The 14,827-nt window shown below is 38.2% G+C and carries 13 protein-coding genes; 5 read left to right on the plus strand and 8 right to left on the minus strand.

The genetic code is table 11. The features are described 5' to 3' along the window. Nucleotides 1-292: 292 nt before the first annotated feature. The 4 genes from CALSC_RS01455 to galE form a co-directional block, all read right to left on the minus strand. A complete protein-coding gene (locus tag CALSC_RS01455) occupies nt 293-1,183 on the minus strand; it encodes a ferritin-like domain-containing protein (RefSeq protein WP_088239655.1) in 891 nt (296 codons plus the stop codon). A gap of 694 nt (nt 1,184-1,877) precedes the next feature. Next, on the minus strand, nt 1,878-2,147 hold the full coding sequence (gene psaK / locus CALSC_RS01460) for a photosystem I reaction center subunit PsaK (protein ID WP_088239656.1): 270 nt from the start codon (nt 2,145-2,147) through the stop codon (nt 1,878-1,880). A 216-nt stretch (nt 2,148-2,363) separates the two neighbouring features. Next, entirely contained in the window at nt 2,364-2,588 is a 225-nt protein-coding gene (locus CALSC_RS25720) for a hypothetical protein (RefSeq protein ID WP_143288117.1), read from the minus strand. Then, on the minus strand, nt 2,558-3,556 hold the full coding sequence (galE, locus tag CALSC_RS01465) for a UDP-glucose 4-epimerase GalE (protein WP_088239657.1): 999 nt from the start codon (nt 3,554-3,556) through the stop codon (nt 2,558-2,560). The genes CALSC_RS25720 and galE overlap by 31 nt, the downstream gene beginning before the upstream one ends. Nucleotides 3,557-3,985: 429 nt before the next feature. Between galE and CALSC_RS01475 the strand changes: the two genes are divergently transcribed. Further along, nucleotides 3,986-4,594 (plus strand): hypothetical protein, encoded by a 609-nt coding sequence (locus CALSC_RS01475; protein ID WP_088239659.1) that lies wholly within the window; start codon nt 3,986-3,988, stop codon nt 4,592-4,594. Between the two features lie 130 nt (nt 4,595-4,724). Beyond that, nucleotides 4,725-6,476, plus strand: a complete 1,752-nt coding sequence (locus CALSC_RS01480; RefSeq protein WP_088239660.1) for an ABC transporter ATP-binding protein — start codon at nt 4,725-4,727, stop codon at nt 6,474-6,476. 338 nt (nt 6,477-6,814) lie between these two features. On the opposite strand, the gene CALSC_RS01485 is transcribed toward CALSC_RS01480, so the two are convergent. Together CALSC_RS01485 and CALSC_RS01490 are read right to left on the minus strand one after the other, a co-directional pair. After that, nucleotides 6,815-7,540, minus strand: coding sequence for a ParB N-terminal domain-containing protein (locus CALSC_RS01485; RefSeq protein WP_088239661.1), 726 nt, complete (start codon nt 7,538-7,540; stop codon nt 6,815-6,817). Then, a complete protein-coding gene (locus CALSC_RS01490) occupies nt 7,537-8,922 on the minus strand; it encodes an AAA family ATPase (protein WP_088239662.1) in 1,386 nt (461 codons plus the stop codon). The genes CALSC_RS01485 and CALSC_RS01490 overlap by 4 nt, the downstream gene beginning before the upstream one ends. Before the next feature lie 180 nt (nt 8,923-9,102). On the opposite strand from CALSC_RS01490, the gene CALSC_RS01495 reads away from it, so the two are divergent. Beyond that, nucleotides 9,103-10,614 (plus strand): hydroxysqualene dehydroxylase, encoded by a 1,512-nt coding sequence (locus CALSC_RS01495; RefSeq protein WP_088239663.1) that lies wholly within the window; start codon nt 9,103-9,105, stop codon nt 10,612-10,614. A gap of 266 nt (nt 10,615-10,880) precedes the next feature. Then, nucleotides 10,881-11,612 carry a Uma2 family endonuclease gene (locus tag CALSC_RS01505; protein WP_088239665.1) on the plus strand — a complete coding sequence of 244 codons (732 nt, stop codon included), beginning with the start codon at nt 10,881-10,883 and terminating at the stop codon, nt 11,610-11,612. Between the two features lie 370 nt (nt 11,613-11,982). Here the strand turns inward: CALSC_RS01505 and CALSC_RS01510 are convergent, their stop codons facing one another. Further along, nucleotides 11,983-12,984 carry a YheT family hydrolase gene (locus tag CALSC_RS01510; protein WP_407641870.1) on the minus strand — a complete coding sequence of 334 codons (1,002 nt, stop codon included), beginning with the start codon at nt 12,982-12,984 and terminating at the stop codon, nt 11,983-11,985. Between the two features lie 122 nt (nt 12,985-13,106). Beyond that, nucleotides 13,107-14,348 carry a hypothetical protein gene (locus tag CALSC_RS01515; protein WP_088239667.1) on the minus strand — a complete coding sequence of 414 codons (1,242 nt, stop codon included), beginning with the start codon at nt 14,346-14,348 and terminating at the stop codon, nt 13,107-13,109. 182 nt (nt 14,349-14,530) lie between these two features. On the opposite strand from CALSC_RS01515, the gene CALSC_RS01520 reads away from it, so the two are divergent. Beyond that, the coding region (locus CALSC_RS01520) for a tetratricopeptide repeat protein (protein WP_143288118.1) at nt 14,531-14,827 on the plus strand (297 nt) is incomplete at its 3' end.

Here is a 14,827-nt window from a genome sequence, read left to right on the forward strand (position 1 = left end):
ATATTTTTCGTTTACTTTTATGACTGAAAGTACTTTTTTCATTGTTTTTTTGAGTGGATGACATCTTAAAAATGTGAATTGTTCACTATGTCATCCACCATAAGATAGATTATTCTCTTTCTGGATAAAAAACCAAAAACTTTGAATCAAGACATAATCTTTTTTTTATGAAGTTATGCTTTACATTCAGGATTTACGCAAAATTCACGTAATTATTGCGAATTGACAGTATGACCAGCGATAATGACTATTTATTGCTCCGATGCTACCCAAATTTATTTTTGCTACCGCCTTACTTACTTTTTTGCTGCCGATGAATATTGTTCAACCCATTGAAAAACATGGGTACAAATTTTTCCACAAAAGCCTGGGGATCTCTTTGCCAAGCTTTGTTAGCCACTTGGATTCTAGTCATCTGTAGTTCTGGAGAGACTAGGGTTTGAGGCAAACGCTGGAGCAAATACTGGGGACGTTCCCAGAGTGGCATTGTATTGCTGACTTCTAGGAGATTGTTCAGCCGACGCAGTTCCGCCCCAGCCATAATATCCATTCCCGATTCAAAAGCCGCCTGTTCAATTGCTGCATACTTGAATTTTGCTTGTTCTACTTTTTTTCTATGCTCTGGGCTTTTCTTGGCAATTTGGGCTAACCAACCATTTCCCCAACGCACATGACCAGTTTCTTCGGGGAAAATCTTTTCAATAGTTTGTCTAATTTTAATATTTTCTTCCGTTTGGGGAGCTTGTTTCAGGGCGTGAATATGTGCAGCAAAATACTCACAGCCCCGTTTTTCTGTCACATTAATTGCGACTAGGGCACTGATAATACCATCTTCCAAGTTTGTTTGTGTATCGTACACTTCTTGGTCTAATAGCCTTTCAAATTCGTCAATGTAGGAAACTCCCGGTGGCTTACCAATATCTGCACCCAAATCTATGAGCAAATCTGTCAGCCACATTGCATGACGTGCTTCATCTGAGACATGACGAGATAAATCTTTTACCAATGCTTGGGGTTGACCATTTAGCCGTTCAATAACTTCTGTTAAGTCTTTACAACTACGCTGTTCGTTGTAGCGATAGCGGTTCAGGGTGGCTAGGTGAAGTTCGCGTTCCTCGACGACTTTTTTGAGGATATCCCGAGCACTCATGGAGTTGAATTTATGAGGATAAACTACTTTCATTTTTATGTTCGTTTTTTTATATAACGTGATGTCTAAAAATTATCCCAGTAATTGATTGAGGTAAGATCGCTCCACCACCATTTTTAATAGAATAGGCAGCAAAGGTGGAAATTTTCCCTCTGTTCTGATGTTTCAGGCTGGAGGAGTATGTACTTTGAGGAGCATAACTAAGACCTTATTGAGTATAGAATTTTGATAATTAACCTTATTCACTTTACGCATCTCACATCGTTTTAAATTCTTCAGCATCTTCCGCAACTGTGGATTATTTTTAGAAAATAATAAAGGTAAACAGTTTTTTTGGCGCTGACATTGATCGCAAAGCATAAAAAATCACTCCTTCACCAGATTTCGCCCTAACTTTCCCAGGAAAAATTTAACTGGAGGCTGAAATATTCGCCTGATTTGTTCGATTCCCTGAAAAGCAACTTTTGTCATAGCTATATCTTGGATCGGGGATCAGTAAATTGGTGTAACGTATGGTTAAAAAAATAATAAGTTTTCCGTATTTAAAACAGGAAATATGGATGAGGGTGATTCTCTTGCTTCAGAAATTATGTAAAGATGATTGCCCCTATTTTGATTACGCTCAAGGTTTTACCTAATTACTGAAAAGGGCGCAATAACTGCGCCCGACAATAATTTATGTTAACTGAGATCTTTAGCAGAAATTAGTCAATCTTGATGAATGGAGTTAAAGATAGCCCATATTAGCTAGCCCTAAAATAGCTCCTAATCCTAAAATATGTCCTAAACTCATAGTAGCTAATAATTCTGACCAGCCCATACCACCAAACATGATTGGCATTGGTAAAGGTGGTTGAGCAACAGGATTTTTAATCACTAATTTGCCTAAAAATATAGCAAAAATATTAGCAATAATCATTACCATAGCTACCTTTGGATACCAAGGGACTGTAGTAGGTATAATTGCCAAGGTGCTAGAGGAAAAAAGTTGAGTCATTCTATCTTCTCCGTCGTGAATATATTTGTAGGTTAAGAATCCGCAGAGAAAACCAGATGCACTATAATACCGCTTCTCAATATCCAATCCTGTTGCATATAAACAAGTGATGGGATATCCCTTCAACCGGATGACGCGGGGACACGGGGACGCGGAGTGTTCTGTGTCCCAAGCCCCGTGTCCGGGACGGTAAGCCCCAAGGGTTTGAGTCCCCCATCAAAATCTGCGATTTGATGGCTCCCGATTGGTGGGCGGTTCAAGCCCCACCACATCGGGGTCTCCGTGTCTCCGCGTCTCTTCTTGACTTATTCCTAGGGATAGGGTTTTATACCATTCCTCTAAATCCTGACTACAGATAATTCTCCCCCTGCTCCCTGCTCCCTGCCCCCTGCCTCTTCGTGATCCGTGATCTATTGGTGTCGTTTTTGATGCCACTGCCATGCATGTTTGATGATATCTTGCAAGGAATAATACTGAGGTTGCCAGCCTAGAAATTGCGTAGCTTTTTTAGCACTACCAATTAATATTGGAGGATCACCAGGGCGGCGATCGCATTCTATAACTTTGATCTGCCTACCTGTGACCTGTTTGGCTGTTTCAATCACTTCTTTGACTGAGAATCCTTGACCATTGCCCAGGTTAAACACCTCGCTATTTCCACCTTTTAATAGGTATTCCAGTCCTAAAACATGGGCATCTGCTAAGTCAGTGACATGAATATAGTCACGGATACAAGTACCATCATGTGTGTCATAATCAGTACCAAAAATAGAGATAGATTCCCGTTGACCCAAAGCTGTTAATAATACTAAGGGAATTAAGTGGGTTTCCGGGTTGTGATGCTCCCCTAAGCGACCTTGGGGATCGGCTCCAGCAGCGTTAAAATAACGAAAGCGTACAGATTTGAGACCATATGCCACATCAAAGTCAGACAGAATCCTCTCTACCATTAATTTAGTTGCGCCGTAGGGATTAATGGGATTTTGGGGATGATTTTCTGGGATGGGAACCATCTCTGGTATGCCATAGGTAGCACAGGTAGAAGAAAATACAAACTTATTAATACCAGCAGCTTGCATTGCTTCTAAAAGGTTAAGGGTGGCTACTACATTGTTTCTGTAATACTTAGCTGGTTCCTTCACGGATTCTCCCACATAAGCATAGGCAGAAAAGTGCATTACTGCTGCAATATTACGAGTTTGAAATAAATTATCTAACAAAGAGCGATCGCTTATATCACCAACAATCAGTTCTACCTGTAAAACTTGTTCTACCAAATCCTGATGTCCATAGACTAAATTATCCAGTACAATCACTTCATAACCAGCTTGTTTAAGAGCTAGAACTGTGTGGGAACCAATATATCCGGCTCCCCCTGTCACCAAAATGGTAGTTTTTGCTGATGACATAATTTTTCCTTGGGATATTACGACTCTTCATTACATTAATTTACTTTGGGGAAATTACTGATCTGGAAAATTACAGAGTTTAGGGCAAAGTTCAAGACGGATTTATCCGCCATGATAGAATATGGGCAAATCTGGCCAAAAGAAGCGGGGGGAAAAGGTGCTCTTAGCAGTGGAGATAATAGATGTAAGACAGGTTCAACTGCTATCTACGCTCTTTTTCCCACAATCCCACGGATAGAACTCATGGGAGGATGTCAAAAAATATCAACCCACTTGAGAAAAATTGCTCTAAAATCACTACGACGGTAGTCTTTATGTTTAGGGTGTGAGGAATTTGATGTCAGGTAACAGTAAAATTACATTTTGGCGCTCAAATAAACTGCCCAAAAACTATAGGCTGAGCGCACAAGGAGATTTGAGAGTTAATCTATGTTTGTACTGTTAAGTCGAGTACTACTGTGGTTATTGATTGGTACCATCGTTCTATCTTTGTTCCAGAAGTTTTATCCTTCTAGCAATTATGTAGGGCGATTAATTGTTGTTGTCTTATTCGTTGTCTTAGCTCTATCATTCTTTATTCCTCAGGAACCTGCTGTAGTTTCCTTGTGGAATGTGATTTCTTTCCCACTCAAACCTTTGGGAGCATCTATATTATTTTTAATTTTTGCTGCTCAGAAATTAAAGGACGGAGCAATTGAAAAACCTGGAGGATTTTGGATTGCGTCGGCGCTGACAATTTTATTGTTGGCAAGTACCCCAGCAGTAGCCTACTTTCTGGTACGTTCACCTGTAGCAATGGTGGATAACCAAATTATCCTCAGTCAGGAACAAGGGACTCTGCTAGCTTCAAATTTGAACAATTTGGGGGTATCAGATGTGATGGTTCAACCTTACTTGCTACAAAGTCCACAAAGAATTGCCAGAAGGGGTTTACGTCTGGAGGACTTTGTTCCCAACGCCGAAACCCTAGCATTAACAACCAGAGTATGGGACAGTTATCTTAATCAAGTGTACTTTTTCTTGCGTGGTCGTTCGTGAACAGGTGAAACAACCAAAAACAATCTGCTAAACGGCTACTTATGTGGCTGTTTGGCAAAACCTGTATTTTTATGCTGGTTGAAAAAATTTTTCCCCATTATCTGGAGCATGAAACCCTACAAACCTTGGCATGGCAACAAGAAGACGGCTAGCTAAACTCGTTAGTTATTTACGCCCCCATTGGCGGGAAGCACTCTTAGGTGTGATCGCTTTGTTAACTGTCAACGGATTAGGTGTTTATATAACCTTATCAATTCGCTCGGCAGTTGATAAATTATCAACTAATTTTACTTATGGTGATGTATTAAGCTACGCCGTACCGATTATTTTGCTAACTTCAGCCATGTGGCTGATTCGTATGGCTTCCCGAATCTGGATTTTTGGTGTGGGAAGACAGGTGGAGTTTGAGTTAAAGCAGCAAATTTTTCAACATTTACTCAAATTAGAACCTGCTTATTTCGCCACCCATCCTGCTGGCGATTTGATTAGTAGAGCTACTAGCGATGTAGATAATATCCGTAGGCTGTTAGGTTTTGCTGTGTTGAGTTTGGCAAATACTTTGTTTGCCTATGGTTTAACATTACCAGCGATGCTTTCCATTAGTGCGGATTTAACGTTGACATCTTTGGCAGTATATCCCTTGATGTTCTTTGTAGTACATTTATTTAGCGATCGCCTACGTAATGAACAATCACAAGTACAGGAAAATATTTCTGATATTAGTCAACTCATCCAAGAGGATATTAGTGGGATTGCCTTAATTAAAATTTATGCTCAGGAAGAGAATGAACGAAGGGCATTTGCTCACAAAAATCAACAATTGTTACAGGCTAATCTCAAGTTAGCTAAAAGCCGTAATACTTTGTTCCCGTTGGTTGGAGGATTAGCTAATATTAGCTCTTTGATTATTATTTGGCTGGGAGGAGCCCAAATTGCTGGAGGAACCCTCGCAATTGGTGATTTTGTCGCCCTCCTAATTTTTGTGGAGCGTTTGGTATTTCCTACGGCACTGTTAGGATTTACCATTACAGCATATCAGAGGGGGGAAGTTAGTATTGATCGTATAGATGTAATTCTCAGTACTCAACCAAAAATTAAGGACACTGAGAATACAATTTCTTTATCACCTACCCAAATCAAAGGGGAAATTACAGCCAAAAACCTCAGTTATACTTATCCCGATTCTGCCACCCCTGCACTACAAGATATAAATTTCGTCATTAACCCAGGGGAAATTGTGGCAATTGTGGGATCCATTGGTGCGGGTAAATCAACCTTGGCAAATGCTTTACCACGGTTACTAGATATCCAGTCCGGACAGCTATTTTTAGATGGGGTAGATATTACCGAAATTACCTTAGCAGATTTGCGGGGTGCGATCGCTTATGTACCTCAAGATAGTTTTCTGTTTAGTACCACCATCAAAAATAATATTCGCTACGGGGATCCAGTTAGGGAAGAATTAGAAATAGAAGATGTGGCTAAGCAGTCACAGATACACTCCGAAATCATCAATTTTTCCCAGCAATATGACACCATTGTGGGAGAACGAGGAATTACCCTCTCTGGCGGACAAAGGCAGCGTACATCCCTTGCTAGGGCTATGCTGATAGATGCTCCAGTGTTAATCCTAGATGATGCTCTTTCTAGTGTTGACAATCAAACCGCTACGGCTATTCTCAGAAATTTATCTGGGGGTAAGCAACGTAAGACGGTAATTTTTATTACCCATCAACTTTCAGCCGCAGCTACAGCAGATCGGATTCTTGTGATGGACAAGGGTAAAATTGTTCAGGTGGGTACGCAAATTGAATTGCTGCAACAATCAGGAATTTATAGAACTTTGTGGAATCAGCATCAAGTTGAGGAGTCTCTAAATTGAGAAGGAAAGTAATAAGTAATAAGTAATAAGTAATATAGCGTTTATCAGCCTAGTGAGGTGCGGATTAACCTCACCCCGATAAAGCTATGCTTTATCGGGGTGAGGTTTTGATGTGTACTTCACCAGAGTAGGAAATGCTATAAGTTTACTGTTCATAGGTTTGGTACTTCAACAATTTCTTAACCTATATGCGTAGTACTACAATTGTGCCGCTATGCATAAACACAAGGCGTAAGGATTCATGATTTCAAGCCCCTAATTTTAGACATGGAGTCAATCCAAAATCGTTCGACTGAGCGCTGACGACGAAGTCCAAAATTGTTATGACAGATATAAAATTACGAATTATTTAACCAAATATCAACAATATCGAGCATTTTTTTACTGCTAATAGCTGTGATTGATTTTTGACCTCTTTTGATTTTTACCCTATTTACGACATCATTAAGAGATTTAAATTTATGCTTCTTTCTTTCTGTGATGACAGCGTCTGATATTTGATTAAATTGTTTGATGCCAGTAATTTTTAATTTAGACGCAAGTTGAGACGCGTCTAAATTATTAAATATTTCTAATATTTCTATTTTATTTTTCAGTTGCTTTTGTAAATCCTTGACTTCATATTCAAATTTAACTTTTGCTGTAGCCTCTTCCAGAAGTTGATGAGCTATTTTGTCAAAGCGCGATTCAAAATTTTTGAGAAAATTATTTAAAACCTCTTCTGTAATAATAGATTTGTTGACAGGATTTAAGTTATCTTTTCTAAAGGCTTTAACTTGCTGTATTAATAATTCTTCATTATCTTCTTCAATGATAAATACGCCAATCATTTCACCTTTTTCCGGCTCTATTTCTCTAGCTCTAGCAGCAGCATAATATTCAAATGCTCCATCTATAACTTCATAAGATTTTAAGCTAGTTCGACGAACAACTATGGGATTGATAACTCCTTCAGTTGCTAAAATTAACTTAGCAGCTTCTTCAAGCTCTTCATCTATAAATAAGGAACGAGGAGAATTACAAGTAATTTTCCTCACTGCTACCAGGGAAGTCAACAATTTCATTGAGCCATTCCTATTTTTTTCAATACTTCTTTTGCTAGTAATTCAAATTCTTGTGCAGAGAGAGAATTAGGCTTAAAATCAAGTACAGAGATAGGATCAGCAACTTCCATATTTCCAACTTCTAAAGTTTTTTCCGCACACTTAGCTAAATCATCTCTTTCATAAATTACAGTATTGAAAATATCAATACCATATCTTTCATAAACCTTGCGAATGCGATTTTTAAATGTTGCATTTATAAATTTGGCATTGGTAGATATTTTACAGGGGACTATACCAAGTATTTCCAGAGGTTCTTTTCTCATCTGCTTTCTAAAAGCATTCACAGCTTTAACAAAATCTTTAACGTTTGTTAGACCTTGGTTGGCAAAAGGTTTTAAATCTGATGGTATAATCAAATAATCTGCTGCTATCAAAGCAATTCTGGCATACAAATTTAAGGAAGGTGGAGTATCAAGAAGAACCACATCATATTCTTCCTGGACTTCTTCCAATTTTTCAATTAGTATGAATCGGGTATACTCTAAAGCATTTAACTCTATTTCACCATTCATTAAATCGATGTGGGAAGGAATCACATCAATTTCTGGGTTGCAAAAATTAGACTTTCTTGCTACTTCGGAAATAGAATAAAATTCCTCTGACTTTAACACATTCAGAATATTATATTCCCTGATATCATCAAACTCTTCATCATCAAATTTAACTAAACCAGTAGCAAATGTGGTATTAGCTTGACTATCCAAGTCAATAACTAAAACTTTTTTCCCTCTTTTACTAATAGCTGCGGCTAAATTAACTACGGTTGTCGTTTTACCAACACCACCTTTGTTATGGTAGACTGCAATGATTTTCATTATATGTTTTCCCTTGGTTTTAGAAATCTCTGGAGATACTGATTGAGTTGGATATTGAGAATTTAAAACTCCTGCTTCTTTGATGCTTGGATTATCTTTGAGCTTATCTCTACCGATTAATTTTTTGATTTCATCTATTTTGGCATCTATCTCTTTCCCCAAGCATTGAAACACTAATTTAATATCATTATTATATGTTTTATAAATCCTAACTTCCTTCCCATTTGTCAGTAAACCATACTCAACATTTAAACTGGTTAAATACTGCCTCAATCTATGAATATGTTTATTCAAATTTTGCTTTGGGTGCTTGGCTTCCATCACCACGCTCAACGGTGAACTCGCATCTAAAACGAAAGGCATGGTTTGCACCGCAAAAGCCAGGAAATCCAGACGAATTTTGCCAAAGCTTACTTCTTGATGCCAAGTATCTGGTGTATATCCTAACTGGGGTAACAAATATTGAACGATGAATTTGCTTTCAACTTCACTCTCATTACGGCAAAATTCAGGATGAAATGACAATCTCTTTTCACCTCTATTGGTAGTAAATATTGCACACTTTTATGATTTTTTTTCAGTATAAATTATTTTAAATTACCATTACCTGGGCAATACTACGATTATTCTGGCTGCTTCCTGGAAATAATAGGAATAAATGCTTTACATTTTGTAATAGAAACCAAAATAATACAGGAAGTAACAATGTCAGGAGAGTCACAAGGCAAAAAAGTGGTAGTTGTGGGTGCTGGTTGGGCTGGTTTAGGTGCAACCTACCATTTAGCCAAACAAGGCTATGATGTGAGCCTACTGGAAGCTGGTTCCTACCCTGGTGGACTGGTTGCAGGCTGGAAGGCATCTGGAGGACGTTCGGTGGAAGCTGGAATTCATGGCTTTTGGTATCCTTACAGAAATATTTTTGCTCTGATTAACGAATTAGGTATTAGTCCTTTTACCACTTGGACGCGCTCATCTCAATATTCTCCTGTAGGTTTGGAAGTAGAATCGCCGATTTTTCAAAATTTGCCCCAATTACCTACTCCTTTAGGTACTTTTATTTACACAAAGTTTCAGCGTTTACCGTTAAGCGATCGCCTGAGTGCTTTACCTTTACTATACTCCCTGCTTGACTTTGATAATTCTGATGATGCTTGGCGACGTTATGATTATCTCACTGCCAGGGAATTATTTAAAACCTTCGGTGTGTCTGCCAGATTGTATAAAGAAGCTTTTGAACCCATGTTATTAGTGGGTTTATTTGCCCCTGGAGAACAGTGTTCTGCTGCTGCTACCTTGGGAATGCTTTACTATTTCATCCTGGCACACCAACCTGATTTTGATGTAGTGTGGTGTCGCGGAACCGTGGGAGAAAAGATATTCAGTCCTTGGGTGGAAAGGATAGAAAAAGTAGGGGGTAAGGTTTTAGCTAATCAACGGGTGACGGATGTCATTACCAATAGTCAGAATCGAGTCACGGGTGTTGTGTGTGGGGATAGCATTTTTGATACTGATGCGGTGATTTTTGCTGTGGGGATTACGGGGATGAAAAAAATTATTGCTAATTCCCCTAGTTTGCAAAGCCGCCAGGAATTCTGTAATGTGAATAATCTGGGAGCGATCGATGCTTTAGCTACCCGGTTATGGTTTGATCGTAAAATTGATGTTCCTCTTCCTTCTAATGCCTGTTTTGGTTTTGATAACACCACAGGCTGGACTTTCTTTGATTTGAATACCTTACATGATGAATATCGCCATGAGTCAGGGACAGTAATTGAGGCGGATTTTTACCATGCCAATCAGTTAATCCCCTTAGATAATGAAGCGATAGTTGCAAAGGTTAAAAAAGACTTAGCTACCTGTGTGCCGGGATTTGGGAATGCAGAGATAATTGACAGCAGTGTAATTCGTCTTCCCCAAGCAGTCACACATTTTGCACCTGGTAGTTATCAGCATATGTTACCCGCTCAAACTAGCTTTGAGAATGTATTTATGAGCGGGGATTGGATAGCTAACCGTCACGGTTCTTGGGCTCAGGAAAAGGCTTATGTAACTGGTTTGGAGGCTGCTAATTTGGCGGTTGACTATTTGGGAGGAGGTAAATCGGCGAATGTGTTACCTGTGGAAGCAGATGAGCCACATATCCAAGTAGGGAGGACAATTAATAAAACATTGCGTCAATTGGGTAAATCTATTTTGCCTGATGTTTGGTTGCCTTAGATCATTTTTGTCAGTTTCAATCACAATGTATCCTGAATACAATTCTTGGGACTACAATAAACCTATATGCAGATAACCGTCTGATACCAATTTGTGTTGGTAAAACCAAACCATCCGTTGGTAAATCTAAATCATCCGTTGGTAAATAATGATTGGGATAAATGGAAGTTGAAAAAGCTTCTACAGTAGATCTTTCACAATCCAAAATAAACAACGGATAACGGATTATCTATTTTTCAAAATCCAAAATCATATTACCCGCAGCCATGTCCCTAGCGAAAGAATTAGGCAGTCCCCAAGACATCACGGAAGATGTTATATTTCCTCCTGGTGATTTATATAGTGATGAGCCTCCCTTGGAAACAGAGTTGCATCTAGAGCAGATAATGCTCTTACTTAAATGTCTAAAATGGCTGTGGCGAGATAGAAATGATTTCTATACTGCTGGTAATCTAACTATCTATTACAGCCCCCATCAACGCAAATCAGAAGACTTCCGGGGACCAGATTTTTTTGTGGTATTAGATACCGAACGCAAACTCCGTAAAAGTTGGGTAGTTTGGGAAGAAGATGGCAAATATCCAAACTTAATTTTAGAAATTCTTTCGGAATCAACAGCTAATACAGATAGGGAATTAAAGAAAAAAATTTACCAAGATACTTTTCGTACTCCTGATTATTTTTGGTTTGATCCTTATACCTTAGAATTTGTGGGATTTCATTTAGTGGATGGTCAATATCAACTCTTAGAACCTAATAATCAAGGACATTTGTGGAGTCAACAGTTAGGATTATATTTGGGGATTTATGATGGTTTGTTACGGTTTTTTACATCAGAAAATGAGTTGGTTCCCACACCAGAAGAAGTTGCAGAATTAGCAGAGTCGGAACGCCAACAGAAAGAATATGAACGCCAGCAAAAGGAAATTGCTCAGGAGAAAGCTGAAAGATTAGCTGCTAAGTTAAGAGAATTAAATATAGATCCAGAGGAAATTTGATCGGCTGGACAAATGTTCGGTTGTATAGCGCTACGCGCAAGTAATAAGTAATAAGTAATAAGTTTAATGTTCATGGGTTTCAACATTCAAAAATGTCCTAACGTGCTTTGGTAGTGCGATACAATCTACTAAGGTGGTTTCTGAAAATAATTTTACCAATGACAAGGGCGCAAGCCTTGCGCCCCTACAGTAAATTTGTAATCGCCTGGTAATTTTAACCAACTTTAGGGGTAAAAGTCCCCTGCTTCTAAAAGCAGCGCGTTTTGCGTCGGGGTAAAATCTCCGTTGCAAAACGTAATTCTAAATTCTAAATTCTAAATTCTAAATTCTTTTAATTATGGAAGTTTCCTTATTACTTATTAATTATTACTCATCTGTGAGCTGTCAACCATTGTAAGGCTCGATTCCAAGCCCACCAAGGATCTGCATCTTCGACTCGATCCTGGCATTTTTTGCTGCTAAAATAACCCACATGACCCCCATGTTTTGTCAGCCATAAATCTATAAATGGATTGTTTCGACAGGCTATTTTCATGTCAGTGACAATATCTGGGTGAAAGAAAGGATCATCAGCAGCATAAATCATCAAGATTGGTTTTCTCAAGTTTGGTAATAAATATAAAGCACTACTGGCTTCATAATAAGCCTCCACAGAGGGGAAACCCAATTTTTCTATGACTAATTCATGATCAAAACTCCAGATACTATTTGCCCTTTCAATGGCTTGAGCATCGAAAACCCCAGGGTGTGCATCATGGATGCGCCATGCTAATTCTTTTAATTTATTCGCGATTCCTTTCTCTAAATATTTTCCTACAGGGTGTTTAACTAAGTACGATAGGGAACGGTTAGAATCTAAACTAGGACAAATTACCGTCGCACCACCAATATCACTGTCTTGTAAACCCAATTCGTTATTATCCCTGGTTAATTCTTGGGCTGCTTTAATTCCCCATAAGGCTAATTGTCCTCCCAAAGAAGAACCAACAAACCAAAATTTGCTGGGACATCCCATCGATTTAGCCGTCGCAGCAATACGCACATAGTCTTCACCTTCGTATAAACCATCACTGGTTAATGTTGGTGATAAATCTGCTGTTTTCCCGTGGGCGCGCCAATCAAATAAAACAACGGCGTATCCTTGAGCATATGCCTTGCGCCCTAGGATTTGCAAAAACCATTCTGTTTCTAAATCACCAGTAATTCCATAGGTAGCAACAATAGTGCTATGGGCATTTTCTGGTATGGCGACTAGGCCAAAAATTGGTACCTCTTGGGCACCTTTAAAGATGGTGGGTTGGAAGTTTGGTTCTGGTTCATTAATGGTTTGTTCCCAGTAACGATTTGCCCAGCGATGGGTATAGACTGTCATTGCTATACCATTCCGTAAAAACAATGGTGGATTGTAGGGAAGGGAACAAAAGTCCATATATTTGCTAAAAGTCACAGCAAATCCAATATTGGAAGTTAGTTTACAACAGATTTAAACATATTTTACACATTATCAATATTCTGAGCATGTCCACAATGTTTACAGTAGGATAAGTGTTTATAGGTAAGATTATGGCAGTTTTGACATTCAATGTATTGATAATAACCACAATGAGGGCAGTAATTATCATCATGGCGAATTTTCTTAGCGCACTTGAGACAGCGTGATTTTTGGAATCGATTAGTTGCTTGAAGTTGAGGGTTAAAGACAATTTTTTGAAATAATTTAATAATGACAAAGCCAAGTAATGGAATTAGTAAGATATAAACGTAGCTAACAAGGAAAAGTAATCCACTAAATAGGGCTTGGATAATATTAAAGATAAATTCAAAAATTGCGCCAAATTGCAAAAATTCAAATACTTTAATAATTAATGGGATAAAAAATATGACTAGTAAATGCCAGCTGATTAAGGCAATCAGTCCGTATCCTTTCCCTACTGCGAATCTATGGGCTGATAGGGCAATAACAATTAATGGAATGAGGAATAGAGATTGAAAAACAAGTTGGATGCTAGGATACCAAAAAGATGCTTGTTTATAACCTTTCTCAACTATATTGAATTGATTTATATCTTTCAGAAAGTTGATATAACTAATACTTTCTGGTTTGTTAATTAGTTCAGTTTTCAGGTTAGATATTTCTTTTTTTATGGCAGCAATATTACGATTATTTTTATCTAACTCAAGTTTGGCTTTTGCTGCACTAACTTGATTAATTGATTGTTGGCTCGGCTGTCCAGCAATTTTTTCTAAGAGCGTGGAATCATATTGAGCGCGAATAGTTCTATTTTTTTGTTGAAAATTACTTATATTTCTTTGCTTTTGGTCAATTAATTTTGCTATTTGCTGATTTTTGGTGTTGTTGATTTTGTCTTTGGATTGTGCATAATTTAGACAAACTGGAGAAACTTTACCTAAATGGTTTGATTCTACTTGTTGATATCTTTGTTCTTCCTTGAATTGATTATTTCGGTTGTAAGTTAATGAAGCTTTGATAATTGTATAGTCTTTATCCTGATTGGTTTGTGTACGGTAACTTTGCCATTCGGAATAACATGGATAAGCTTGATAAGGACTGATATACCATCTACTAATATCATCTAGTCCAGTAAAAACGTTGATCAGGATAAAGATATCAATCAAAATAATGACAATCAAACTTACCTTATTTAAGGGCTCATTTCTGATTGTCCTGGATTTGCGAAAGAACTGTCTTAATATTCGTTTGATTCTGGCAAACATATTTAGATTCCCGACTTCTAAATAAATATTCCCACATGGTAGCAACTCATCGAATACAAGTAGATAAACTTAGTCTAAAATAATACTAATTGAACGAGGGTGAATTTTTATTGACAGTTTGCGTGTTTAATGTCTGGAAGAGTTAATATCTAAAAGGAAGAGAGGGGGGAGATGTTTCTAAATTGGACGGGGAAAACGCTGAGAAATGGTGGGAAGAAGGTAATCGGCTGTATATGGCTGGTGAGTTTGCAGGTGCGATCGCATCATATGACAAAGCCCTTGCAATTAAACCCGAACACCAAAATGCTTGGTATAACCGGGGTGCTGTCCTACTTGCTTTAAGAAAATATGAACAAGCGATCGCATCCTATGACGAAGCCCTTGAAATTAAACCTGAAGACCACGAAGCTTGGTACTACAGGGGTATTGCCTTAGGTAATTTAAGAAAATATGAACAAGCGCTTGCATCCTATAACAAA

It is taken from the genome of Calothrix rhizosoleniae SC01 (assembly GCF_900185595.1).
Lineage (GTDB): Bacteria > Cyanobacteriota > Cyanobacteriia > Cyanobacteriales > Nostocaceae > Calothrix_A > Calothrix_A rhizosoleniae.